Source organism: Micromonospora sp. CA-244673, assembly GCF_050948395.1.
Lineage (GTDB): Bacteria > Actinomycetota > Actinomycetes > Mycobacteriales > Micromonosporaceae > Micromonospora.
The window spans coordinates 4,329,968-4,353,499 of record NZ_CP192019.1 but is presented as its reverse complement, the minus strand read 5'-3'; the positions used below and the strand labels follow the sequence as shown (position 1 = coordinate 4,353,499).

Below are 23,532 nucleotides of genomic sequence, written 5' to 3'. Positions count from 1 at the left end.
CCCGGAGGAACCCGTGCCCACACCGTCGGACCTGTTGACAGGGGACCCCTGCGCCACCGCAGGCGTGAAGAAGGAGCCTCTCCGCGTGGGGCTCGTGGCGGCGACCGCCGCCGGGAGGCGGCACGCGCGCACCCTCGCCGCGGCCTGGCCGCACGCCCGGCTCGTGGAGGCGGAGAGCGCCGCCGACGCGCTGCGGGCCGCCTGGCGCGGGTGCGACGCGGTCGTCGCCTTCCTGGCCACCGGCGCGGTGGTCCGCATCCTGGCCCCGCTGCTCGGCGACAAGCGGACCGACCCGGCCGTGGTGGTCGTCGACGAGGCGGCCCGGTACGCGGTGGCCCTGCTCGGCGGGCACGCGGGCGGCGCCAACCCCCTCGCCGCCGACGTCGGCGCGCTGCTCGACGCCCGGCCGGTGGTCACCACCGCCACCGACGCGGTCGGCCTGCCCGGCCTGGACACCCTCGGCTGGCCGGTGGAGGGCGCGGTGGCCGCGGTGTCCCGGGCGATCCTCGACGGCGAGCCGGTCCGGCTGGTCGCCGACGCCACCTGGCCGCTGCCCGCCCTGCCGGAACACGTCCACATCGAGGTCACATCCCCGCCGACCGCCGGAACGGCCGCCGCCGGATCCGGAGACGGCTGGCGGATCCTGGTCACCGACCGGGTCGTGCCGCTCGACGGGCGGACCGTGGTGCTTCGGCCGCCGTCCCTGGTCGCCGGCATCGGCTCCAGCCGGGGCGTGCCGGCCGCCGAGGTGACCGATCTGCTGCGCCGGGCGCTCGCCGACGCCGGCCTCAGCCCGGCCAGCCTGCGCTGCCTGGCCAGTGTGGACCTCAAGGCCGACGAGGCGGGCATCCGGACGACCGCCGACGCGTACGGCGTACCCCTGGAGACCTGGCCGGCCGCGGACCTGGCGGCGGTCGACGTGCCGCACCCCAGTGAGGTGGTCCGCGCCGCCGTCGGCACGCCGAGCGTCGCGGAGGCCGCGGCGCTGCGCGGCGGCGGCAGCCTGCTGGTGCCGAAGACCGCCTCGGCCATGGCCACCGTGGCGGTGGCCCGGCACGCTCCCCGCGGCCGGCTCGCGCTGGTCGGCCTCGGCCCCGGCGCGGCGGACCTGCGCACCCCGCGCGCGGTGGCCGAGCTGCGCCGGGCCGCCGTGGTGGTCGGCCTGGACCAGTACGTCGACCAGGTCCGCGACGTGCTCCGCCCCGGCACCCGGGTGCTGGCCAGCGGCCTCGGCGCGGAGGAGGCGCGGGCCCGGGCCGCCGTCGCCGAGGCCACCGCCGGCCACGCCGTCGCCCTGGTCGGGTCCGGCGACGCCGGGGTGTACGCGATGGCCAGCCCCGCCCTGGAATACGCCGACGACCGGATCGACGTGGTCGGCGTGCCCGGGGTGACCGCCGGCCTCGCCGCGTCGGCGCTGCTCGGCGCGCCACTCGGGCACGACCACGTCTACCTGAGCCTGTCCGACCTGCACACGCCGTGGGAGGTGATCGCGGGCCGGATCGCCGCCGCGGCCGAGGGCGACCTGGTGGCGCTGCTCTACAACCCGCGCAGCCGCACCCGGGACTGGCAGCTCGGCGCCGCCCTGGAGACCTTCGCGGCGCACCGCCCGCCGGACACCCCGGTCGGCGTGGTCCGCAACGCCAGCCGCCCCGGCGAGCGGGTGCACCTGGCCACCCTGGCCACCCTCGACCCGGCCGTCGTCGACATGTACAGCGTGGTGGTGGTCGGCAGCTCGCAGACCCGGGTGGTCGCCGGCCGGATGGTCACGCCCCGGGGGTACCGGTGGCGGTCGTGACCATCGGCGCCTGCCAGGGCTGCGGCGCCTGCCTGCTCACCTGCCCGACGCACGCCATCCGACCCACCCCCGCCGGCCTGCGGGTCACCGACCGCTGCACCGGCTGCCTCGAATGCCTGGAGATCTGCCCCGTGGACGCCATCCGCGTCGACCCCGAACCCGGAGGAGAGCGATGACCTCGACCCCCACCGCCGCCGCCCCCACCATCGGCCGCTGGAGCCGCGCCGAACGGGCCCGCCTCGGCGGCATCGTCTGCGCGGTCGCCGCGCTGCACGTCGCCGGAGTGACCCTCTACCTGTACTGGAACAACCAGCCGGTGGCGGCCGGCGGGCTGGCCGGCGCCGGCACCCTGGCCTACGTGCTGGGGGTGCGGCACGCCTTCGACGCCGACCACATCGCCGCCATCGACGACACGACCCGGCTCATGCTGCTGCGCGGCCGGCGGCCGGTCGGCGTGGGCTTCTTCTTCGCGCTCGGGCACAGCGCCGTGGTGCTGCTGCTCGCCCTCGTGGTCGGGCTCGCCTCCACCCGGTTGACCGGCGACCGGATGGCCGGCGTCCGCGAGGTCGGCGCCACCGTCGCGATCGTCACCGCGACCGGCTTCCTGCTGCTCGTGGCGGCCCTCAACGCGGTGGTGCTGGCCGGGCTGGCCCGGCTCTGGCGGCGGCTGCGCGCCGGCGCCCTGGACGAGACCGAGCTGGACCTCATGCTGCTCAACCGGGGGCTGATGCACCGGATCCTCGGGGCCCGGGCCCGCACTTTGGTCCGCTCCTCCTGGCACATGGCCCCGGTCGGCTTCCTCTTCGGGCTGGGCCTGGAGACGGCCAGCGAGGTGACCCTGCTGGCGCTGTCGGCGAGCACCGCCGCCGCCGGCGGGCTGCCCGTGCTGGCGCTGCTCACCCTGCCGCTGCTCTTCGCCGCCGGGATGTCCGCCATGGACACCGCGGACAGCCTGCTGATGAGCCGCGCCTACTCGTGGGCGTACCGGCAGCCGGCCCGGCGGCTCTGGTACAACCTGGCCACCACCACGATGACCGTGCTGGTCGGCGGCCTGGTCGCCAGCGTCTACCTGGCCGGCCTGCTCGCCGACCACCTCGGACTCACCGCCCTGGCCGGGTACGCCTCGATCGCCGACCACTTCGAGCAGCTCGGCTACGCCGTGGTGGGCCTCTTCGCCCTCGCCTGGGGCGGCGCCGTGCTGCTGTGGCGGCTGCGCGGCTACGACCGCCGCTACGGCCGGGCCGGCTCGTGAGCCGGAGCGTGCACCCGATCGAGGCGGAGTCCTACCGGATCCTGCGCGGGCGGTTCGACCTGTCGCACCTGCCGCCGCTGACCCGGGCGGTCACCGAGCGGGTGGTGCACGCCAGCGCCGACCTCGACTACGTCGCCGACCTGGTCTGCGACGAGGCCGGTCTGGCCGGCGGGCTGGCCGCGCTGCGGGCCGGCGCGCCGATCGTCACCGACGTGTGGATGGTCGCCGCCGGCATCACCCGGGCCGGGCGGGAGATCGTCTGCCCGGTCGCGGAGCCGGCGGCCGCCGACCTGGGCCGCACCGCCGGCATCACCCGCTCGGCCGCGGCCGTGCGGATCGCGGCCGACCGGGTGGGCCCGGGCGCGGTCTGGGTGGTCGGCTGCGCCCCCACCGCGCTGGTCGAGCTGATCGCCCTCGACGCGGCCCCGGCGCTGGTGGTCGGCCTGCCGGTCGGCTTCGTGGGCGCGGCCGAGTCCAAGGCGGCGTTGCGGGCCAGCGGCCTGCCCGCCGTGTCCAACGTGGGCGAGAAGGGCGGCTCCGCGGTGGCCGCCGCCGCCCTCAACGCCCTGCTCTACCTGGAGGACATGTGAAGGACCAGACCCCGCTGCTGATCGTCGGGCACGGCACCCGAAGCGCGGCCGGCGTCGCCCAGTTCGCGGCGCTGGTCGAGCGGATCCGCCGCCGGAACGCGGTCGCCGACGTCGAGGGCGGCTTCATCGAGCTGTCCCGCCCGCCGCTGACCGACGCCGTCGGCGCGCTGGTCGACCGGGGCCACCGGACCGTGGTGGCGCTGCCGCTGGTGCTGGCCGCCGCCGGGCACGGCAAGGGGGACATCCCCGCCGCCCTCGCCCGCGAGAAGCAGCGCCACCCCGGCCTGCGGTACGCGTACGGGCGGCCGCTCGGGCCGCACCCGCTGCTCCAGGAGGCGCTGGCACGGCGGATCGACGCGGCGCTCGACGGGGCCGACCGGGCCGGCACGTGGGTGGCGCTGATCGGGCGCGGCTCCACCGACCCGGACGCCAACGCCGAGGTGACCAAGGTGGCCCGGCTGCTCTGGGAGGGGCGCGGCTACGCCGGCGTGGAACCCGGCTTCATCTCGCTCGCCGAGCCGTCCGTGCCGGCCGTGCTGGAACGGCTGCGCCGGCTCGGCGCCCGGCGGATCGTGGTCGCACCGTACTTCCTCTTCGCCGGCGTGCTGCCGGACCGGATCGTGGCGCAGAGCCGGGAGTTCGCCGCCGACCATCCCGGCCTCGACGTGCGGGTGGCCGAGGTGATCGGCGACTGCGACGCGCTCGCCGACCTGGTGCTGGAACGGCACGCCGAGGCGCTGCGCGGGGACATCCGGATGAACTGCGACACCTGCGCGTACCGGGTGGCGCTGCCCGGCTTCGCCGACAAGGTGGGCCGGCCGCAGACCCCGCACCACCACCCCGACGACCCGGCCGACGGGCACGGCCACCACCACCATCACCACTCGGGCCACCACGACGAGCCGGCGCTGCGCCCCGGACAGGTGGCCGTGGTGGGCGGCGGGCCCGGCCCGGACGACCTGATCACCGTACGCGGCCGGGCGCTGCTCGACGCCGCGGACGTGGTGGTGGCCGACCGGCTCGCCCCGGCCGGGCTGCTGCGCCGGCTGCGCCCCGGCGTGCTGGTGGTGGACGCCGCCAAGGTGCCCCGCGGCCCGTCGATGACCCAGGACGCCATCAACGACACCCTGGTCGCGCACGCCCGCGCCGGGCGGCGGGTGGTCCGGCTCAAGGGCGGCGACCCGTACGTCTTCGGCCGGGGCCACGAGGAGGTCCTCGCCTGCGCGGCGGCCGGGGTGGAGACGGTGCTCGTGCCCGGGGTGAGCAGCGCGGTGGCGGCGCCCGCCCTGGCCGGGGTGCCGGTGACCCACCGGGGCGTGGCGCACGAGGTCACCGTCGTGTCCGGGCACCTGCCGCCCGGGCACCCGGACTCCCTGGTCGACTGGGCCGCGCTGGCCCGGGCCCGGGGCACGCTCGTGCTGCTCATGGCGGTGGACACCGTCGGGCGGATCGCCGCCGAACTGCTCGCCCACGGGCGGGCGGCGCAGACGCCGGTGCTGGCCGTCCGGGACGCCGGCCACCCGGAGCAGTGGACGGCCCGGTGCCGGCTGGACGAGGTCGGCGCGCTCGCCGCACGGGACGAGGTCCGGCCGCCGGCGGTCTTCGTGGTGGGACCGGTGGTCGGGCTCGCGGCCGATCCGGCCTCGCTCGCCACCACCGATCCGGCTTCGGTGCCTGCCGTGGTGCCGGCGCGCGGTTGAACATGGCGGCCGGGCCGGTCGGCCGGTGCCGACGAGGGGGTGAGTGTGCCCGCCCCGGTGGGTCAGCCGGTGACGGCGCCGGCCAGGGCGTACCCCAGGGTGGCCGCCGCGAGGCCGGCGGCGATGCTGCCCAGCGCGTTGGCCACCGCGGGCCCGCGGTGGCCCGAGCCGTGCAGCCGCAGGGTCTCGTAGCTGAGCGTGGACCAGGTGGTCAGCGCCCCGCAGAAGCCGGTGCCGACCAGCGCGGTCACCGTGGGGGAGGCGGGCACGGCGGCCACCGCGCCGAGCACCAGCGACCCGGCCACGTTGACGGTCAGCGTGCCCCACGGGAAGGGGGAGCCGTGCCGGGCCTGCACGGCCCGGTCGGTCAGGTAGCGCAGCGGCGCGCCCACCGCCGCACCGAGCGCGATCAGCAGGACGGTCACCGGGCCGCCCCGACCCCGGCCCGGGTCAGCAGCCGGCCGGCCACGGCGTCCCCGGCCCAGACCGCCAGCAGCGCACCGGTCAGGGTCGCCGCCAGGTACGCCAGCGCCGTGCCCGGCGCCCCGGCCACGATCGCCCGCTGGGCGTCCACGGCGTAGGTGGAGAAGGTGGTGAAGCCGCCGAGGACACCGACGCCGAGGAACGGCCGGACCAGCGGCCCGGCCGGGCGGGCCGTGAGCACCGCCATCAGCGCCCCGATGAGCAGGCAGCCGGCGACGTTGATGCCGAAGGTGGCCCACGGGAAGCCGGTGGGCGGGTGCGGGAACGCGGCCTGCAACCCGGCCCGGGCCAGCGCGCCGAGCACCCCGCCGGCGGCGATGACGCCGAGCACCGCCGCCGGGTGGGCGGGCAGCTCCCGCCGGTCGGCGGGGACGCGCAGGTCGACGTCGGGGTCGACGCGGAACTCGGAGGGTCCGGTCACGGTGCCTCCCACCAGGACGGGCATCACTGGCAGGGACCGTTGGCGAGCGTGTCGCGGTTCTCCCGGCCGGTTCCGGGACGGCGGGCCCCACCGCCGCGCCGAGCATAACGCCGCCCGCGCGCGCCGGCCGGCACACCGTCAGGCCGCGACGGCGGCCGGCTCGCGCGCCTCTGCGGCGTCCACCGGGGTACGCCGGGCGTGCCGCTCGGCCACCAGCAGCACCCCGAGGCCGAGCAGGGTGAGCCCGGCGCCGGCCCAGATCGGGGCGGTGAAGCCGAGGCCGGCGTCGATGGTCAGCCCGCCGAGCCAGGCGCCGAGCGCGTTGCCGACGTTGAACGCGGCGATGTTCGCCCCGGAGGCCAGGGTCGGGGCCTGGCGGGCGTACTTCATGATCCGCATCTGGAGCGGCGGCACGGTGGCGAAGCCGAACGCGCCCATGAGCACCAGCGCGACCACGGTCAGCGCCGGGCTCCCGGCGGTCAGCGCGAAGCCGACCAGCACCAGGGTGAGCACGCCAGGACGGTGACCAGGGTCCGGGACAGCGACACGTCGGCGGCCCGGCCGCCGGCCAGGTTGCTGGCGAACAGCCCCACCCCGAAGAGCACCAGCAGCCACGGCACGGTGCCGGCCGCGAAGCCGCTCACCTCGGTCAGGGTGTACGCGATGTAGGTGAACGCGCCGAACATGCCGCCGAAGCCGAGCACGGTGACCACCAGCGAGAACCAGACCTGGGCGTGGGTGAACGCCCGCAGCTCGCCGCGCAGCCCGCCGGTCGGTGCGGCGTCGGTGGCCGGGCCGCGGCCGGGCACCAGCACGGCGAGGCCGGCCAGCGCGACCAGCCCGATGCCGGTGATCGCCCAGAACGTGGCGCGCCAGCCGAGGTGCTGGCCGAGGAGGGTGCCGAACGGCACGCCGAGGACGTTGGCGATGGTGAGCCCGGCGAACATCATGGCGATCGCGCCCGCCCGGCGGGCCGGCGGGACCAGGCCGGCCGCCACCACCGCGCCGATGCCGAAGAACGCGCCGTGGCAGAGCGCGGCGACGATCCGGCCGGCCAGCATGGTGCCGTAGTCGCCGGCGAGGGCCGAGAGCAGGTTGCCGGCGATGAAGAGCACCATCAGGCCGAGCAGTACCGGCTTGCGGCGCAACCGGGTGACGGCGGCGGTGAGCGCCACCCCGCCGACGGCGACGCTGAGGGCGTACCCGGAGATCAACCAGCCGGCCACCGACTCGCTGACCGCGAAGTCGGCGGCGACCTGGGGGAGCAGTCCCATGATCACGAACTCGGTCAGCCCGATGCCGAACGCCCCGATCGCCAGGGCGGTCAGGCCGCCGGGGAGGGCCGAGGTGCGCTGTGTCATGCCGTACCCAATCCATGCGCGCGAAATAAAGAGGCGCGTGCAACTACCCGCGCCGGCAACAAAGATAGTTGCACGCGCCGTATACCGGCGCAAGGGTGGTAGCCTGGAGGGCGTCCACGTCACACCGGAGGGGGCGCCATGGGCATCGCCGACGACGCGGTCGAGATCCGCGCGCAGGGCTGGCGCACCCTCGCCGCGCTGCACGGCCTGATCGAGACCGCCCTGGAGCGCGCCCTCCAGGCCGAGCACGACCTGTCCGTCGTCGAGTACACGGTGCTCGACGCGCTCTCCCGGCAGGACGGCTGGCACATGCGGATGCGGCAGCTCGCCCGCGCCGCCGCGCTGTCCGGCAGCGCCACCACCCGCCTGGTCACCCGGCTGGAGGAGCGCGGCCTGCTCACCCGCGTGCTCTGCGCGGACGACCGGCGCGGCATCTACACCGAGCTGACCCCGGCCGGCTCCGAGTTGCTCGGGCGGGCCCGCCCGACCCACGACCGGGTGCTGGCCGACGCGCTCGCCGAGGCCGAGCGCACCCCCGAGCTGGCCCCGCTGGTCGACGCGCTGCACCGGCTCCCCGCTGCCCGCTGAGCCGCAGAACTGCATCGGCGGCCGGCGATGCCGACCCCGCTGACCTGGCAGGACGGGCCGTACGGGCGTACGGTGATCGGCACCCGCCCGGCGCGACGCGGCGTCGGCGACCCGTCGCGCAGGAGGCCACCGTGCAGGACCGCACCCCTCGTCCGGACGAGCTGGAACCCGTCGAGCGGGCCGGCGTCGACGAGCTGCGGGCGCTGCAACTCGACCGGCTGCGCTGGTCGCTACGGCACGCGTACGACAACGTGCCGCACTACCGGCAAGCCTTCGAGGCGGCCGGCGCGCACCCCGACGACGTGCGCGAGCTGGCCGACCTGGCCCGCTTCCCCTTCACCGGCAAGGCCGAGCTGCGGGAGAACTACCCGTTCGGCATGTTCGCGGTCCCGCGCGAGCGGGTCGCCCGGCTGCACGCCTCCTCCGGCACCACCGGCCGGCCCACCGTGGTCGGCTACACCCGCGCCGACCTGGACACCTGGGCGAAGCTGATGGCCCGCTCGATCCGGGCCTCCGGCGGCCGCCCCGGCGACCGGGTGCACGTGGCGTACGGCTACGGGCTCTTCACCGGCGGGCTCGGCGCGCACTACGGCGCCGAGGAGCTGGGCTGCACCGTCATCCCGGTCTCCGGCGGCATGACCGAGCGGCAGGTCATGCTGATCCGCGACTTCGCGCCGGAGGTCATCATGGTCACCCCCAGCTACATGCTGGCCATCGTCGACGAGATGGAGCGCCAGGGCGTCGACCCGCGGTCCACCTCGCTCCAGGTCGGCATCTTCGGCGCCGAGCCGTGGACCGAGGACATGCGTCGGGAGATGGAGCAGCGCCTCGACATGCACGCCGTGGACATCTACGGCCTCTCCGAGGTGATGGGCCCCGGGGTGGCGGTCGAGTGCGTGGAGACCAAGGACGGCCTGCACCTGTGGGAGGACCACTTCTACCCGGAGATCATCGACCCGGTCACCGGTGCGGTGCTGCCCGACGGCGAGCGGGGCGAGCTGGTGCTCACCTCCCTCACCAAGGAGGCCATGCCGGTGGTCCGCTACCGCACCCGCGACCTCACCCGGCTGCTGCCCGGCACCGCCCGCGGCATGCGCCGGATCGAGAAGATCACCGGCCGGACCGACGACATGATGATCGTGCGCGGGGTCAACGTCTTCCCGACCCAGATCGAGGAGCTGATCCTGCGTACGCCCGCGCTGTCGCCGCACTTCCAGTGCGTGCTGGACCGGCAGGGCCGGATGGACACCCTCACCGTCAAGGTGGAGCGGCGGGCCGGGGTGACCGCCGACGAGGCCGAGCGGGCCGGGGCGGCCCTCGTCGAGCAGGTCAAGAACACCATCGGGGTGAGCGTGGCGGTCCAGGTCATCGAGCCCGACGGGGTCGAGCGCTCGATGGGCAAGATGCGCCGGATCGTCGACCAGCGGCGGGGGAACTGACATGGCGGGCGACGACGGCCGCACCGCGGCCCACGACATGTTCGACGCCGACGTGGCGTCCAAGGGGCTCGGCATCGAGCTGGTCGAGGCCGGCGACGGCGCGGCGGTGGCCCGGATGCGGGTCACGCCGGCCATGCTGAACGGCCACGCCATCGGCCACGGCGGTTTCGTCTTCCTGCTCGCCGACACCGCCTTCGCGCTGGCCTGCAACAGTCACGGCCCGGCCACCGTGGCCGCCGGCGGCGAGATCAGCTTCCTCCGGCCGGTCCGCGAGGGCGACCTGCTGGAGGCCCGGGCCGCCGAGCGGGTCCGCTACGGCCGCAGCGGCATCTACGACGTCACGGTGTGGCGGGACGGCGAGGTGGTCGCCGAGTTCCGCGGGCGCAGCCGCACCATCGCCCGGGACTGACCGGCGTGCCGGCCCGCCGGGCGGCGCGGCTGCGGGCCAGGATGGGTCGATGGCACACATCCTGCTCCTGCACTCCGTCTACGGGCTGCGCCCGGCCGTGCTGTCCGCCGCCGACCGGCTCCGCGCCGCCGGGCACCGGGTGACCACCCCCGACCTGTACGAGGTGCCGGCCGCGGACACCGTCGACGCCGGCTTCGCGCTGTTCGACAAGATCGGCCGGGATGCGGTCCTCGACCGGGCCCGCGCGGCGGTGGCCGGACTGCCCGCCGAGACCGTGCTGGCCGGCTTCTCGATGGGCGCCGGCGTCGCCGGGGCGCTGCTCGCCGAGCGGCCGGCGGCGGCCGCGCTGCTCCTGCTGCACGGCACCGGCGGCGATCCCGGCTCGGTCCGCCCCGGCCTGCCGGTGCAGCTGCACCTCGCCGACCCCGACGAGTACGAGCCACAGGACGAGGTGGACGACTGGCAGCGGGCGATGACCGCCGCCGGCGCCGAGGTCACCGTGCACCGCTACCCGGGTCCCGGGCACCTCTTCACCGATCCCGGCACGCCCGACCACGACGCGCCCGCCGCCGACCTCACCTGGGACCGCGTCCTGGCGTTCCTCGCCGGCCTCTGACCGACCCGCCGGCCCAGGGGCCGGCCGCCCGGCGTGACCGCCGGATCCAGGCGCGCCCGCGCCTCGCCGGCCCAGGACGACGCCCGTCGGCCGCAGCCCGCCCGTGCTCGGCTCGCCCGCCCGGGACGACGCCCGGTCGGCCGCTGCTCGGCTGTTCCCGTGCGACGTCCGGGTCGGAGTGGCCCCGTGCCCGCTCCGGCCCGGACGTCGCGTCAGGCGGCGAGCACCCGCCTGCCACCGGCCGGCGTCCGCCCTGCCGGGGCGGATGCCCCACCCTGCCGCTCCCGGCCGGTCCGGAGCGGACGCGGTGGCCCGACGATCGACGGTCGCCCGTCGACCGGCCCCACCCGGCCCGCCGACCCCCGCGGCGGGCCGCCGGGTAACGCGTCCCGGAGCCCCGGGAAGACGCCGAGCCGCGCCCGCACCGCCCGGCCCGCCCCGTTACCGCCGGACCGGGCCGCCCGGAGAGCCGGCCCGGCGGGGGCGCCCCCCGGCACCCCCGCCGCGGCGAACCAGCCCGCCCCGACCCCGGTCGTCCGCCGGCCGGCCGCCGCGTCGGTTCCGGCCGGCACCCCCCGTGCCGCGCCGCCCGCCGCAGTCACCCCAACGGCCGTGCCGCCCGCCGTAGGCACCCGCACGGCCGCGCCGCCCGTTGCAGGCACCTCCAAGGCCGTGCCGCCCGTCGCAGGCACCCCCACGGCCGCTCCGCCCGTCGCAGGCACCCCCACGGCCGCGCCGCCCGCCGCGGTGACACCGACGCCCGGCATCGGGTCGCCCGCACCGGGGATCGGCGCCGGTCGGGCCCCTCCACCCGACCGGCGCCCCACCCCGCCCGGGCAGGCCGCCCGGCCGGTGGTGACCCCGCCGGCCGGGCCCGGGACGGCCGGGCGGATCGCCCCGACCGTCTCGGCATCCCGCAGCCGGCGGGCGAACTCCGCCCGCACCGCGCGAGGCAGCCGGTGCGCGGCCACCCGGGCCACGGCCGGCTCGGCGACCGCGTACCCGCCGGTGGCGGCACGGCGGAGCAGGCCCGCGTCAACGAGCGCGCGCAGCACCGGCTCGGCGCGCCCGGCCGGCCAGCCGAGCATCCGCGCCACCGTGGCGACCGGGACGTCGACACCCCGGGTCGCGGCCGCCATGAGCACCGCCCGCCGCTCCCCGTCCAGCCGGTCCAGCCGGGCGTCCACCAGGCGGCGGACCGGCTCGGGCACCCCGGCCGGCTCGCCGTCGGCACCGAGCGCGCCGACGTACGCCGCCGCGGCGGCCGGGTTGCCGCCGATCAGCGGGAGCAGCTCCGCGGCCGGCGCGGTGGGCCGGCCGGCCCGGTCGAGCAGGTGCCGCAGCAGCCGTCCGCTGTCGACGGCGCCCAGCGCGGGCAACGGCACCCGGCGCCGCCGGCCGGCCGCTCCGGGCAGCAGGTCGGCCCAGCGCGGGCCGTGGGTGGCCACCACCGCGAGCGGCAGCCCCCGCTCGGTGGCCGCGGCGAACACCCGGTGCAGGAACCGGTTCAGCGCCGGCGCGGCCCGGTCCAGGTCGTCCACCGCCACCACCACCGGCTGGCCGGCGGCCAGGTCCAGCAGGACTTCCCGGCACACCTCGGCGCCGCGCGCGGCGGCCCCCGGGTCGCCCGGCGCGGCCAGGAACTCGGTCAGCGCGTGCGCCGCCGCACCGCACCGGGCCGCCGGCAGCAGCCCGTCCAGGGTGCTGCCCAGCCGCCGGCGTACGGTCTCCGGCGACTGCCCGTCGCGGAGCCCGGCGAGGCCGCGGACCAGGTCCGCCAGCGGCGCCAGCTCCCCGTCCGGGAACGGGGGGCAGTGCGCGACGCACCAGCGCACCGCCACACCGTCCACGCTCGACACCGCGCGGACCAGCTCGTGCAGCAGCCGGCTGCGCCCGCTGCCGGCCGGGCCGACCAGGGAGATCCAGCGTGGACGCCGCTCCCGCACCGCCCGCACGATCTCGTCGCCGGCCGTGGCCAGCTCGCGGCGGCGGCCGACCAGCGGGCCGTGGTGCCGGGCCGGCCGGCGCGGGGACACCCCGGTCACCCGCCAGACGTCCAGCGGCGCCGCCCTGCCGGCAACCGTCAGGGCGGCGAGCGGGCGCTGCTCGACCAGGCCGGCGACGGCCCGCCGGGTGGCCGCGCAGAGCACCACCCCGCCGGGCGGGGCGTACTCCTGGAGGCGCGCCGCCATGGTGATCACCGCACCGCTGGCCGCGCCATGCCCGCCGTCGCGGGTGGCGGCCAGGTCGACCAGCGCCTCGCCGGTGGCCACGCCGACCCGGACCCGTAGCCGGGTGCCGGCCGGCACCCGCCGGTCCAGCGCGCCCTGGATCTCCAGCCCGGCGCGCACCGCCCGGTAGGCGTCGAACCCGTCGGAGCCGTGCGCCCCGAACAGCGCCATGACCGCGTCGCCGACGTACTTCTCCACGACGCCGTGCCACCGGCCGAGCACCGCGGCCACCGTGCCGAAATAGGCCCGCTGCAGCGCCCGGACGTCCTCCGGGTCGAGCCGCTCGACCAGGCCGGTCGACCCGACGATGTCAGCGAAGAGGACGGTGACGGTGCGCCGTTCCTCCGGCACCGGCCAGCGCGCCACGGTGACCGCTTCCCGACTCCCCACCGGCGTGGTGATCAGCATCGCACCCACCCTTTCCCCGGTCCGGTGCCTGACGACCACCGGAGACTTTCACCACCGGGTCCTCGGGGGATCGGTAGGACGACGTATGTCGACCACCCGCAACCATTAGTCGTAATGTCGACGCGAGGAGTACCACAAGGGCGCTGAGCCCGTAGAACGGTGCGGGAACCTGTGACTAGGCTGCGTGGCATGGCCAGCGATGTGGACACCGCGCCGCTCGTCGGCCGTGCCGACACGGTGGGGGCGCTGCGGTCGGCGCTGCTCGACGACGTCGCCCCCGGGCAGACCGCGGCGGTGTTCCTCACCGGTGAGAGCGGAGTGGGCAAGACCCGGCTGCTCAGCGAGGTCGGCGAACGCCTGCGGGACGCGGGGGCGCTGGTCCTCACGGGCGTCTGCCTCGACATCGGCGACGCCTCGCCGCTGCACCCGCTGCGCCAGGCGCTGCGCCGCCTCGACGCCGACCTGACCGAGGCGCGCACCTCCTCGGCGGTCCGCGGGCTGCTCCAGGTCTTCGACGAGGAGACGCCGGGCCCGGACGGCGCGGGCGCGCTGCTGGAACGGGTCTCACGCGGCCTGCACCTGGTCGCCGGTGGACGGCCGCTGGTCCTCGTCCTCGACGACCTCCAGTGGGTCGACCGCAGCACCCGCCAGCTCCTGCTCTACCTGCTCGCCGGCCTCGGCGACCTGCAGCTGTCGGTGCTCGCCGCGATCCGGGCCGAGTCGTTGCAGGGCGCGCACCCGCTGCGCCGCGTGCTCACCGAGCTGCGCCGGCTGCGCTCGGTCCGGGTGGTCGACCTGGCGCCGCTGGACCGGGCCGGCACCGACGAGCTGGCCGCCGCGATCGCCGGCGCGCCGCTGGCCCCCGAGGCCGCCGACCAGATGTGGCAGCGCAGCGGCGGCAACCCGTTCGTGGTGGAGGAGCTGGCCCGCGACCTGCGCGACGGCCACGACGGCCTCTCCGACACGCTGCGCGAGGTCTTCCTGGCCCGGGTCGACGCGCTGCCGCAGCCCGCGCACGCCGTGGTGCACGCGGTGGCCGCCGGCGTCGAGCCGGTCGAGCACTGGCTGCTGGCCCAGGTCGTCCGGCTGCCCGAGGACCAGCTGATCGAGGCGGTCCGCGAGGCGGTGGCGCACCGGCTGCTGGTCGGCGCCGACGACGGCTACCGGCTGCGGCACCGCCTGGTCGCCGAGGTGCTGGCGCACGAGCTGCTTCCCGCCGAGCGGGCCGCGCTGCACCGCCGCTACGCTGAGACGCTGACCTCGGCCACCGCCGAGCTGCACCAGGCCCGGCTGGCCCACCACTGGCGGCTGGCCGGCGAGCCGGCCCGGGCCCTGCCGGCCGCGATGGCCGCCGCCCGCGAGGCCGAGCGGCTGCACGGCTACGCCGAGGCGCACCGCCACTGGTCGGCCGCGCTCAGCCTGGCCACCACCCCGCCCGCCGTGCTGCCCGACGGCGGCCGGCCCGAGCCGGTCGAGGTCGACCGGGCCGAGTTGCTGACCCACGCGGCCGAGTCGGCGCACCACTGCGGCGAGCACGCCCGTGCGCTGGCCCTGCTGGAGGAGCTGGCCGCCGAGCCGGCCGGCCCGCCCACCTGCGCCCTGCACATCCGGCGGGCCCGCTACCTGGCCGCCGCCGGCCGGTCCGCCCCCGCCGAGGCCGAATACCGGCGGGTGCTCGCCACGGCGGACTGCACGCCCCGGGAGCGGGCCACCGCCGCCGCCCACCTGGCCGAGCTGCTGCTGCACCTCGGCCGCTACGCGGAGGCCGGCGACCAGGCCCGGGAGGCGCTCCGCCTGGCCGCCGAGGTCGAGGGCACCGCCTCGGAGGTGGTGCTGGCCAGCTCCGCCCTCGGGTTCAGCGAGGCCTACCTGGAGGACCCGGACGCCGGGCTCGCCGTCATGCGCAGGGCGCTGGACACCGCCGAGCGTTCCGGCCGGCCGGAGGACGTCGCCTGCGCGTACCTGCACCTGGCCGAGCTGCTCACCGGGCCGCTGAACATCCTCGAGGAGGGTGTGGTGGTGGCCCGCCGCGGCGCCGAGCGGGTCGCCGAGCTGGGGCTCGGCCGCACCTGGGAGACGCGGCTGCTGGCCATCGCCACCAACGGGCTGTTCCGGGTGGGGCAGTGGGCCGAGGCCGAGAAGGTCGTGGCGGCCGCGCTGCGGCACCGCCCGTCCGGCGCCGACGCCGTCGAGCTGCTGCTCGCCCGCTGCCGGCTCTCCGTCGGCTACGGCGACGTCGAGGCCTCCGACCGGGACCTGGAGGCGGTCGCCACCGTGCTGGCCGGCGGCGGGGCCCGGCACGTGCTGCCGATGCTCATCCTGCGGGCCGGGCTGGCCATGTGGCAGGGCCGGCACGACCTGGCCCGGCAGGCGGTCCAGCGGGGCCTGACCGAGAGCCGCTCCGACGACGTCATCGTGCTGGCCACCCTGGCCTGGCACGGGCTGCGCGCGGAGGCGGAGGCGTCGGCCAGCCGCACGGTCGAGGTCGATCCGAACGCGGTCCGCCGGCTGCGCGAGGTGGTCGACCGGGTGGCCGGCAAGAGCGGGAAGGCGGGCGCACCGGTGCGCTACGTCGCCGACGCGTTCCTGGCCCTCTGCGCCGCCGAGCTGAGCCGGCTGGACGGCCGGGGCGACCCGGAGTTGTGGGCCCGGGCGGCCACCGAGTGGGACCGGCGCAACCACCCCTACCCGGCGGCCTACTCGCGGCTGCGGCAGGCCGAGGCGCTGCTGGCCCGGCGCAGCCGGGTGGCCACCGCCGGCAAGCTGCTGCGGCAGGCCCACCAGACGGCCCAGGCGCTCGGCGCCGTGCCGCTCAGCGAGGAGATCCGTACCCTGGCCGGGCGGGCCCGGGTGGCCCTGGACGAGGGCACGGCCGCCGCCCGTCCGGCGCCCCGGCCCCGGGCCGCGGAGCCGGCCGCGCCCACGGTGGACGAGCTGGTCGTGCTCACCGCCCGGGAGCGGGAGGTGCTCGCGGCGGTCGCCGAGGGGCTGACCAACCGCGAGATCGGCCAGCGGCTGTTCATCAGCGAGCGGACCATCGGCGTGCACGTGTCGCACATCTTCGACAAGCTCCAGGTCCGCACCCGGGTGCAGGCCAGCGCGATCTTCCTGCGCAACCGGGCCGAGTAGCCGTACGTCGGCAATACGTCGTTCTACTGATCCGGCCGGCCTACGCCGGCTGGAAGGCTGTCCAGCGTCACCGGGTGGCGTCGTGGGGGACGCCGACCACTGTGGAGGAGAGATGACCGAACCGGTCTGGGGTCCCGTGCACCAGGACATCGTCGGGCTGCTCGCCGACCACCCCGCCGACGTGCCGGCGGTCGTCGACCACCTCACGAAGCTCCAGGACCTGCTGGTCCGGCTGCCTCCGCTGGAGGAGAGCTGCCCCCTCGCGGACTTCAACAAGCTCTACCTGGTCATCACCTCCACGGTCCTCGACGGCCTGTACGACGACCGCTTCACCGACCCGGCCTTCCTGGCGCGGCTCGACGTGGAGTTCGCCGCCCGCTACTTCGACGCGCTGCGGTTCTGGACCGACTCCCACCCGAGCACCCCGAAGGCCTGGTCGTGCCTGTTCCGGCGGATGCGTGGCCCGGACGCCCGGCCGCTGCCGTCGGCGGCCGCCGGGGTGAACGCCCACATCAACTACGACCTGCCGTTCGCGCTGGTGACCACCTTCGACAGCCTGGAGTCCGAGCCGGTCGACGGCAGCGACCAGCACCACGACTACCTGGAGATCAACAAGATCTTCGCCGAGCGGATCCCGGAGCTGCGCCGCGGCTACCTGGACCACTGGCAGCTGATGATCGACATGGTGAACGGCGACATCGACGACTGGTACCAGGGCGAACTGGTCGAGTACACCCGGAACGTGGCCTGGCGCAACGCGCAGAAGATCTGGCGCTGCCGGCACGACCCGGAGGCCCGCGAGTGTGAGCGGATGCGGTTGGACGACAACGCCGCACTGCTCGGCCGGCTGCTGCTGTCGCCTCTCGGGGCGTTCCTGCAGTAGCCGGGACGGGGGGTCCCCGCGTCCCGCCGTCCGGGCGCGGGACGCGGGGACGCCGTCCGCGGTGCGAGGATGAGCCGGTGGAAGAGGCGCTGCCCGGCAACGTGACCGCCGGGGTGGTCCGGGTCGGCGACACCGTCCGGCGCCCGGCCGGCCCGTGGACCGCGGGCGTCGACGCCCTGCTCGGCCACCTGCGCGAGGTCGGCTTCGACGGCGCGCCCCGGCCGCTCGGCCGGGACGACCGGGGCCGCCAGGTGCTCGAGTACGTGCCCGGGGAGCCGGGCGATCCGTCCGGCACGTACTCCCTCGACGAGCTGGCCTCGATCGGCGCGTTCCTGGCCGACCTGCACCGCGCGACGGCCTCCTTCACGCCGCCGCCCGGCGCGGTGTGGCAGCCGGCCATCGCGCCCGACGGCGCGGAGCTGGTCTGCCACCACGACGTGGCGCCGTGGAACCTGGTCCGCTCGGCCCGGGGGTGGGTCCTCATCGACTGGGACGGTGCCGGCCCGGGCACCCGGCTGTGGGAGCTGGCGTACGCGGGGCAGAGCATGGCGGGGATGCGCCCGGACCGGCCGCTCGACGAGTCCGCCACCCGGCTGCGGGCCCTGGTCGACGGCTACGGGCTGCCGGCGGCGGACCGCCCGGCCCTGGCCGCGTTGCTGGGCCGCCGGGCCCGGGCCATGGCCGATCTGCTGGCGGCGGGCGCCCGCGACGGGGTGCAGCCCTGGGCGCGGATCCACGCCGAGGACGGGGCGTACTGGCGGGCCACCGCCGCCCTGCTGGCCGCCGGGGTGGGTCGCTGGACGGCCGCCCTGGCCTGACCGGTCAGCCGCGCCGGGACCGCCCCCGGTACGCGGCCGCGGCGGCCCGGTTGTTGCAGAGCTCGCAGCAGTAGCGCTGCCGGCCGGCGCGGGTCCGGTCGAGGTAGGGCGCGTCGCACCCGTCGGCCGCGCAGACGCCGAACCGCTCCGCCCCGCCGGTCGCCGCGGCGCGGGCGAGCGCCCCGGTGACCACTGCGGCGAACGGCCCGACCGGGCCGGGCCGGGGCAGCGGGGTGAGCCGCAGGGTGCCGTCCGGCCCGGGCTCGACCACCGTGCCGGCGCTCACCTCGGCCAGCACCCCGTTGAGGGTGGCCACCCGGGCGGCGGGGTCGGGCGCGGCGAAGACCCGGTGGAGCCGGTCGCGCAGCTCGCGGAGCCGGGGCAGGTCGGCCTCGGTGAGCGGGTCGGCGACCTCGGCGAGCTCGAGTTCCCGGGCGGCGGCCCGCAGCCGGGCCACCGAGAGCTGGTCGACGGGCTCCTGGAGCACCCAGTAGCTGTGCAGCAGCGCGATGGCCAGGCGCAGCGCGGGTTCCAGGGGTGGCACCGCGCTCATCCGCGCCTCCTCCCTCGTCCGGTTGCCGACACGCCCGCCGTCCTCCCCACTTGACCGATCGCCGTCCGCCATCCTAGCGTCGTCAGTTGTAAAACACGTTTAAAAACTTATGGAGGTGGCGTATGCGACGTCTGCCCGTCCTCGTGTCCGTGGCGGCGCTGCTGGTCGCCGGCGCGGTCACCGGCGCCGGCGGGGCCCACGCGGAGGCACCCGCCGAGCCGGCCCCGGCCGCCGCGGGCCACGCGGCGGCCACGGTGGTCCGCGACATCGAGATCCCCGTCGCCGGGCAGCCGGCCGTCCGGGCCTGGCTGGTCCGGCCGCAGAGCGCCCGCGGCGGGCTGGCCGGGGTGCTGGACCTGCACTGGTTCGAGCCGGGCCGGGCCAACCAGGACCGCAGCGAGTTCCTGGCCGAGGCGACCGCGCTGGCCGGGCGGGGCGTGGTGTCCGTGCTGCCGCAGCTCACCTTCCCGTGGGCGGGCGACCCGGTCGGCGACGCCCGCGACCGCGCCGCGGTCACCGCCCAGCTCGACGCGGTGCGGGCGGCCTACCGGCGGCTGCTCGCCGAGCCGGGGGTGGACCGGCACCGCACCGCGGTGGTCGGCCACGACTACGGCGCCATGTACGCCGTCGACCTGACCGCCCGCGAGCCGGGACTGCGCACCGCCGTGCTGCTCGCCCCGGACGCGACCTGGGCCAACTGGTTCGACCTCTACTGGCTCCAGCTGCCGGCGGGGGAGAAGGAGGCCTACCGGGCGGTCTTCGCCGGCCTCGACCCGGTGGACCTCGTGGGGCGGCTCGGCGCCGGGGCGTACCTCCAGTTCGCCGGCGCGGACCGCTTCGTCGGCGCGGAGACCCGCGCCGCCTACGCGGCCGCGGCGCCACAGGCGAAGGTGTCGCTCTACCCCGACGAGGAGCACGACCTGGGCGCCGCCCGCACCCGGGACGACCGGGTCGCCTGGCTCGCCGGCCGGCTGGGGCTGCGCGGATGACCCGAGGCAACCAGCGGACCGGGCGGCGTCGGGGGGCGTCGCCCGGTCCCGGCCGGCGGGGGAGCGGTTGGGCCGGCCCGGGCTGACGGCGCGAGCGGGTGTCGGCCGGGCCCGCGCGAGCGGGTGTCGGCCGGGCCCGACCGGGTACCCGGCGGCCATGCCGCACACCGAGCCGGTCCGCCGATTCGCCTTCCGGTTCGACGCGGCGTTCCGGCTGCCGCTGGCCCTGCTCGGGGTGCGGCCGGAGACCGCCCGCGTCGAGCTGGGCCCGGACGAGCTGACCGTCCGGTACGGCCCCTGGCGGCTGCGCACCGCCCGGGACAACGTGAGCGGGGTCGAGCTGGGCGGACCGTACCGCTGGTGGCGGGCCGTGGGCCCGCACCTGTCCCTGGCCGACGGCGGGGTCACCTTCGGCACCGGCGTGGCCGCCGGGGTGTGCATCCGCCTCGCCGCCCCGGTTCCGGCGCTCGCCCCCGGCCCCTGGCCGCGCCACCCGGCCGTCACGGTGACGGTGAGCGACCCGGAGGCGCTGCGCGACGCCCTGGCCACCCCGCCTTGATCATCTCTCCCGCTTGCCCGGTTCCGCCGGGCTGTGCCCCGCGTACGACCTACGGTCGGTGCAGGGCCTGAAGGGGTGCACATGGCGGAGGCACGGGACGGGGCGCAGCCCCGGCGGACGCGGGGGCGCCGCCACCAGGCGCAGTCGACCCCCGCGGACCGGGCGCTGCGCGACGCTCGCGACCCCGAGCGCGGCGACCGTGCCCGCCGGGGACCCGCGACGCTGCCGGAACGCGTGGAGAGCCCGGTCCGGCGGGCCCAGCCGACCAGCCGGCTCGCCCGCTGGATGTTCCAGCACCGGGTGCAGCCGGAAGGCCCGGAGACCCGGGAGCACCAGTCGAAGGGGCATGCCTGGTGGCGGGTGATGTGCCTGACCGGCGTGGACTACTTCTCCAGCCTGTCCTACCTGCCCGGCATCGCCGCGGTGGCGGCCGGCGCGCTGAGCCCGCTCGCGACCCTGCTCATCGTCGCGCTGACCCTGTTCGGCATGCTGCCGATGTACCGGCGGGTGGCCCGGGAGAGCCCGCACGGGCAGGGCTCGGTGGCCATGCTGGAACGGCTGCTGCCGTTCTGGCGGGGCAAGGTCTTCGTGCTGGTGCTGCTCGGCTTCGTGGCCACCTCGTGGATCATCACGATCACGCTCTCCGCCGCCGATGCCACCGTGCACCTGCTGGAGAACCCGATCCTGCCCGAGTCGTTTCCGCACGGCACCACGGCCGCCGTGCTGGTGACGGTGGTGCTGCTGCTCATCCTCGGCGGGGTGTTCCTGCTGGGGTTCAGCGAGGCGGTGCAGGTCGCCATCCCCCTGGTCGCGGTCTTCCTCGGGCTGAACGCGGTCATCGTGGTCGCCGGCCTGGCCGAGGTCGCCGCCGACCCGGCGACGCTCGGTGGTTGGACCGACCGGCTGACCCGGCTCGGCGGCACGGGCGACGTGCTGGCCACCAGCGTGCTCGCGTTCCCCCTGCTGGTGCTGGGCCTCTCCGGCTTCGAGACCGGGGTGAGCATGATGCCGCTGGTCAAGAGCGACGGCGACGACGCCGAGCACCGGTTGATGGCGCGGATCCGCAACACCCGCAAGCTGCTCACGACCGCCGCGCTGATCATGTCGGTCTACCTGATCGGCACCACCTTCGTCACCACCGTGCTCATCCCGGCGCACGAGTTCGCGCCCGGCGGGGCGGCCAGCGGCCGGGCCCTGGCCTTCCTGGCCCACGAGCACCTGGGCGAGGCGTTCGGCACGGTCTACGACATCAGCAGCATCCTCATCCTCTGGTTCGCCGGCGCCTCGGCGATGGCCGGCCTGATCAACATCGTGCCCCGCTACCTGCCCTCCTACGGCATGGCGCCCGAGTGGGGGCGGGCGGTCCGGCCGGTGGTGCTGGTCTACACCGCCATCAGCATCGCCATCACCGTCGCCTTCCGGGCCGACGTCAATGACCAGGCCGGCGCGTACGCCACCGGCATCCTGGCCATGATGGTCTCCGGCGCGATCGCGGTGACCATCTCCACCTACCGGTCGCGGCACCCGTACGCGGGGATCGGTTTCACGGCGCTCACCCTCGTGCTGCTCTACGCCCTCGTCGAGAACGTCATCGAGAAGCCGGACGGCATCACCATCTCCGGCCTGTTCATCGCCGGCATCGTCGCGGTCTCGCTGATCTCCCGGGTGTCCCGCACCACCGAACTGCGCGCCGAGCGCATCGAGTTCGACGACGCGGCGCGGCGGTTCGTCGCCGACTCGATCGCCCACGACGGCCGGCTGCACCTCATCGCCAACAAGCGGCAGAGCGGCTCGCTGAAGGAGTACCGGGTCAAGGAACGCGCGCAGCGCGGCATGAACCCGGTGCCCGGCGCCGCCGACGTGCTCTTCCTGGAGATCGACATCAGCGACCCCTCGCGCTTCAGCGAGGTGCTGCGGGTGCACGGGGTCGAGGTCGGCGGATACCGGATCCTGCGGGCCAACAGCCCCGCCGCGCCCAACGCCATCGCGGCCATCCTGCTGGCGCTGCGTGACGCCACCGGGGTCCGCCCGCACTGCCACTTCGAATGGTCCGAGGGCAACCCGATCGCGCACCTGCTGCGCTACCTGATCCTCGGCCGTGGGGACACCCCGCCGGTGGTCCGGGAGATCATCCGCAAGACCGAACCGGACCCCGCCCGCCGGCCCGGCATCCACGTCGGCGGCTGAGCACCGCCGCGGGCCGCCGGCATCCGTCCCGGTCCGACTACCCGAGGGGTACGCCGACCGCCACCCGCACCGGGCTGCGCCCGGCTGCCGGCGCCCCGATCAGGCGAGTGCGCGCACCCGGTCGACGAAGCCGCCCGCGCAGAAGTCGAGGAAGCCGTCCGGGTCCGGGCCGGCGTTCTGCAGCACGATGTGGTCGAAGCCGGCCTCGACGTACGCCTTCACCTTCGCCAGGTGCGGCTCCGGGTCCGGCCCGACCGAGAACTGCTGCCGGATGTGCTGGTCCTCCACCCAGACGGTGGCCGCGTCGAAGTTCACCGGGTTGGGCAGCTCGCTCATCACCTTCCACCCGGTGACCGCCCACCGACTGGTCTCCTTCGCCGCGCGGACCGCCTGCTCCTCGTCGGGCGCCCAGGCCATCGGCACCTCGGCGTAGCGGGGTCCCTGCCCGCCGGCCTCCCGGTAGTGCGCCACGATCGACGACTTCGGCTCGGTGGCGAACAGCCCGTCGCCCAGCTCGGCGGCCGTCGCCGCGGAGGACCGCCCGCTGGCGGCCACGGCGATCACCGGCGGCGTCTCCGGCAGGTCCCACACCCGGGCGTCCTCCAGCTGGAGGTGCCGGCCCTCGTACGACTGGTAGCCGCCCTGCCAGAGCAGCCGGATGATCTCCAGGGCCTCGCGCAGCCGTTCGTGCCGGCCGCGGACGCTCGGGAAGCCCTGCCCGACCACGTGCTCGTTGAGCCGCTCGCCCGCGCCCACCCCCAGGGTGAACCGCCCGTCGGAGATGAGCGCCATGGTGGCCGCGGCCTGGGCGATGATCGCCGGGTGGTACCGCACCGAGGGGCAGGTGACCCCGGTGGCCAGCCCGAGCGTGCTGGTCTTCGCGGCGATGGCGGCGAGCGCGCTCCAGGTGAAGCAGGAGTGCCCCTGCACCTCCAGCCAGGGGTGGTAGTGGTCGCTCATCTCGACGAAGTCGAAGCCGGCCTGCTCCGCGCGGACCGCCTGCCGGATGAGGTCCTGCGGGCCGAAGGCCTCCGAGGCCAGCTTGTACCCGATCTGCATCGCCCTGGTCTCCCGTCCCCCGCGCGGCTGGACCGCTGCCCTTCCCACCCCGCACCTCGACA

21 protein-coding genes and 1 pseudogene are annotated in these 23,532 nt (G+C 76.6%); 15 read left to right on the top strand and 7 right to left on the bottom strand.

Annotated elements, in window-relative coordinates; genetic code table 11:
* The first annotated feature begins 64 nt into the window (after positions 1 to 64).
* The 5 genes and pseudogenes from cobJ to cobA all read left to right on the top strand — a co-directional run bounded on the left by cobJ (position 65) and on the right by cobA (position 5,337).
* Entirely contained in the window at positions 65 to 1,795 is a 1,731-nt protein-coding gene (cobJ, locus tag ACQP12_RS20290; RefSeq protein ID WP_433281037.1) for a precorrin-3B C(17)-methyltransferase, read from the top strand.
* Positions 1,783 to 1,941 (top strand): annotated as a pseudogene (locus ACQP12_RS20285) (4Fe-4S binding protein); the annotation flags it as partial. The gene cobJ and the pseudogene ACQP12_RS20285, both read left to right, overlap by 13 nt.
* 26 nt (positions 1,942 to 1,967) lie before the next feature.
* Positions 1,968 to 3,047, top strand: a complete 1,080-nt coding sequence (locus ACQP12_RS20280) for a HoxN/HupN/NixA family nickel/cobalt transporter (RefSeq protein WP_357943199.1) — start codon at positions 1,968 to 1,970, stop codon at positions 3,045 to 3,047.
* Positions 3,044 to 3,637 (top strand): precorrin-8X methylmutase, encoded by a 594-nt coding sequence (locus tag ACQP12_RS20275; protein WP_433281035.1) that lies wholly within the window; start codon positions 3,044 to 3,046, stop codon positions 3,635 to 3,637. Before ACQP12_RS20280 ends, ACQP12_RS20275 begins: the two co-directional genes overlap by 4 nt.
* Positions 3,634 to 5,337 carry a uroporphyrinogen-III C-methyltransferase gene (gene cobA, locus ACQP12_RS20270; RefSeq protein WP_433281033.1) on the top strand — a complete coding sequence of 568 codons (1,704 nt, stop codon included), beginning with the start codon at positions 3,634 to 3,636 and terminating at the stop codon, positions 5,335 to 5,337. Before ACQP12_RS20275 ends, cobA begins: the two co-directional genes overlap by 4 nt.
* 62 nt (positions 5,338 to 5,399) lie before the next feature.
* Here the strand turns inward: cobA and crcB are convergent, their stop codons facing one another.
* From crcB to ACQP12_RS20250, 4 genes are all read right to left on the bottom strand, one after another.
* Positions 5,400 to 5,762, bottom strand: coding sequence for a fluoride efflux transporter CrcB (crcB, locus tag ACQP12_RS20265; RefSeq protein WP_433281031.1), 363 nt, complete (start codon positions 5,760 to 5,762; stop codon positions 5,400 to 5,402).
* A complete protein-coding gene (locus ACQP12_RS20260; protein ID WP_433289348.1) occupies positions 5,759 to 6,253 on the bottom strand; it encodes a FluC/FEX family fluoride channel in 495 nt (164 codons plus the stop codon). Before ACQP12_RS20260 ends, crcB begins: the two co-directional genes overlap by 4 nt.
* A 126-nt stretch (positions 6,254 to 6,379) precedes the next feature.
* Positions 6,380 to 6,754: an MFS transporter gene (locus tag ACQP12_RS20255; protein WP_433281029.1), complete on the bottom strand. Its 375-nt coding sequence runs from the start codon at positions 6,752 to 6,754 to the stop codon at positions 6,380 to 6,382.
* The gene (locus ACQP12_RS20250; protein ID WP_433281027.1) at positions 6,721 to 7,602 is read right to left on the bottom strand and encodes an MFS transporter; all 882 of its coding nucleotides are present in this window, start codon (positions 7,600 to 7,602) and stop codon (positions 6,721 to 6,723) included. Before ACQP12_RS20250 ends, ACQP12_RS20255 begins: the two co-directional genes overlap by 34 nt.
* 138 nt (positions 7,603 to 7,740) lie before the next feature.
* Between ACQP12_RS20250 and ACQP12_RS20245 the strand changes: the two genes are divergently transcribed.
* From ACQP12_RS20245 to ACQP12_RS20230, 4 genes are all read left to right on the top strand, one after another.
* On the top strand, positions 7,741 to 8,190 hold the full coding sequence (locus tag ACQP12_RS20245) for a MarR family winged helix-turn-helix transcriptional regulator (RefSeq protein ID WP_387109851.1): 450 nt from the start codon (positions 7,741 to 7,743) through the stop codon (positions 8,188 to 8,190).
* Positions 8,191 to 8,321: 131 nt separating this feature from the next.
* Complete coding sequence (gene paaK, locus ACQP12_RS20240; protein ID WP_433281025.1) at positions 8,322 to 9,629, top strand: phenylacetate--CoA ligase PaaK; 1,308 nt, start codon at positions 8,322 to 8,324, stop codon at positions 9,627 to 9,629.
* Between the two features lies 1 nt (position 9,630).
* Positions 9,631 to 10,038, top strand: a complete 408-nt coding sequence (paaI, locus tag ACQP12_RS20235) for a hydroxyphenylacetyl-CoA thioesterase PaaI (RefSeq protein WP_357943187.1) — start codon at positions 9,631 to 9,633, stop codon at positions 10,036 to 10,038.
* A 49-nt stretch (positions 10,039 to 10,087) separates the two neighbouring features.
* Positions 10,088 to 10,654 (top strand): dienelactone hydrolase family protein, encoded by a 567-nt coding sequence (locus tag ACQP12_RS20230; protein WP_433281022.1) that lies wholly within the window; start codon positions 10,088 to 10,090, stop codon positions 10,652 to 10,654.
* Between the two features lie 212 nt (positions 10,655 to 10,866).
* On the opposite strand, the gene ACQP12_RS20225 is transcribed toward ACQP12_RS20230, so the two are convergent.
* Positions 10,867 to 13,293, bottom strand: a complete 2,427-nt coding sequence (locus ACQP12_RS20225; RefSeq protein ID WP_433281020.1) for an AAA family ATPase — start codon at positions 13,291 to 13,293, stop codon at positions 10,867 to 10,869.
* A gap of 189 nt (positions 13,294 to 13,482) precedes the next feature.
* Here ACQP12_RS20225 and ACQP12_RS20220 point away from each other — a divergent pair, with 189 nt between their 5' ends.
* From ACQP12_RS20220 to ACQP12_RS20210, 3 genes are all read left to right on the top strand, one after another.
* Positions 13,483 to 16,422 (top strand): helix-turn-helix transcriptional regulator, encoded by a 2,940-nt coding sequence (locus ACQP12_RS20220; protein ID WP_433281018.1) that lies wholly within the window; start codon positions 13,483 to 13,485, stop codon positions 16,420 to 16,422.
* Positions 16,423 to 16,534: 112 nt separating this feature from the next.
* Complete coding sequence (locus ACQP12_RS20215; protein ID WP_313719853.1) at positions 16,535 to 17,305, top strand: DUF5995 family protein; 771 nt, start codon at positions 16,535 to 16,537, stop codon at positions 17,303 to 17,305.
* 77 nt (positions 17,306 to 17,382) lie between these two features.
* Positions 17,383 to 18,123: a phosphotransferase enzyme family protein gene (locus tag ACQP12_RS20210; RefSeq protein ID WP_433281016.1), complete on the top strand. Its 741-nt coding sequence runs from the start codon at positions 17,383 to 17,385 to the stop codon at positions 18,121 to 18,123.
* A 4-nt stretch (positions 18,124 to 18,127) separates the two neighbouring features.
* On the opposite strand, the gene ACQP12_RS20205 is transcribed toward ACQP12_RS20210, so the two are convergent.
* On the bottom strand, positions 18,128 to 18,676 hold the full coding sequence (locus ACQP12_RS20205) for a CGNR zinc finger domain-containing protein (protein WP_433281014.1): 549 nt from the start codon (positions 18,674 to 18,676) through the stop codon (positions 18,128 to 18,130).
* Between the two features lie 122 nt (positions 18,677 to 18,798).
* On the opposite strand from ACQP12_RS20205, the gene ACQP12_RS20200 reads away from it, so the two are divergent.
* The 3 genes from ACQP12_RS20200 to ACQP12_RS20190 all read left to right on the top strand — a co-directional run bounded on the left by ACQP12_RS20200 (position 18,799) and on the right by ACQP12_RS20190 (position 22,411).
* A complete protein-coding gene (locus ACQP12_RS20200) occupies positions 18,799 to 19,665 on the top strand; it encodes an alpha/beta hydrolase family protein (protein ID WP_433281012.1) in 867 nt (288 codons plus the stop codon).
* Between the two features lie 157 nt (positions 19,666 to 19,822).
* Complete coding sequence (locus tag ACQP12_RS20195; protein ID WP_433281010.1) at positions 19,823 to 20,224, top strand: hypothetical protein; 402 nt, start codon at positions 19,823 to 19,825, stop codon at positions 20,222 to 20,224.
* An 81-nt stretch (positions 20,225 to 20,305) separates the two neighbouring features.
* Positions 20,306 to 22,411 carry an APC family permease gene (locus ACQP12_RS20190; RefSeq protein ID WP_433281008.1) on the top strand — a complete coding sequence of 702 codons (2,106 nt, stop codon included), beginning with the start codon at positions 20,306 to 20,308 and terminating at the stop codon, positions 22,409 to 22,411.
* A 99-nt stretch (positions 22,412 to 22,510) separates the two neighbouring features.
* Here the strand turns inward: ACQP12_RS20190 and ACQP12_RS20185 are convergent, their stop codons facing one another.
* Positions 22,511 to 23,470: a TIGR03557 family F420-dependent LLM class oxidoreductase gene (locus ACQP12_RS20185; RefSeq protein ID WP_433281006.1), complete on the bottom strand. Its 960-nt coding sequence runs from the start codon at positions 23,468 to 23,470 to the stop codon at positions 22,511 to 22,513.
* Positions 23,471 to 23,532: the final 62 nt, after the last annotated feature.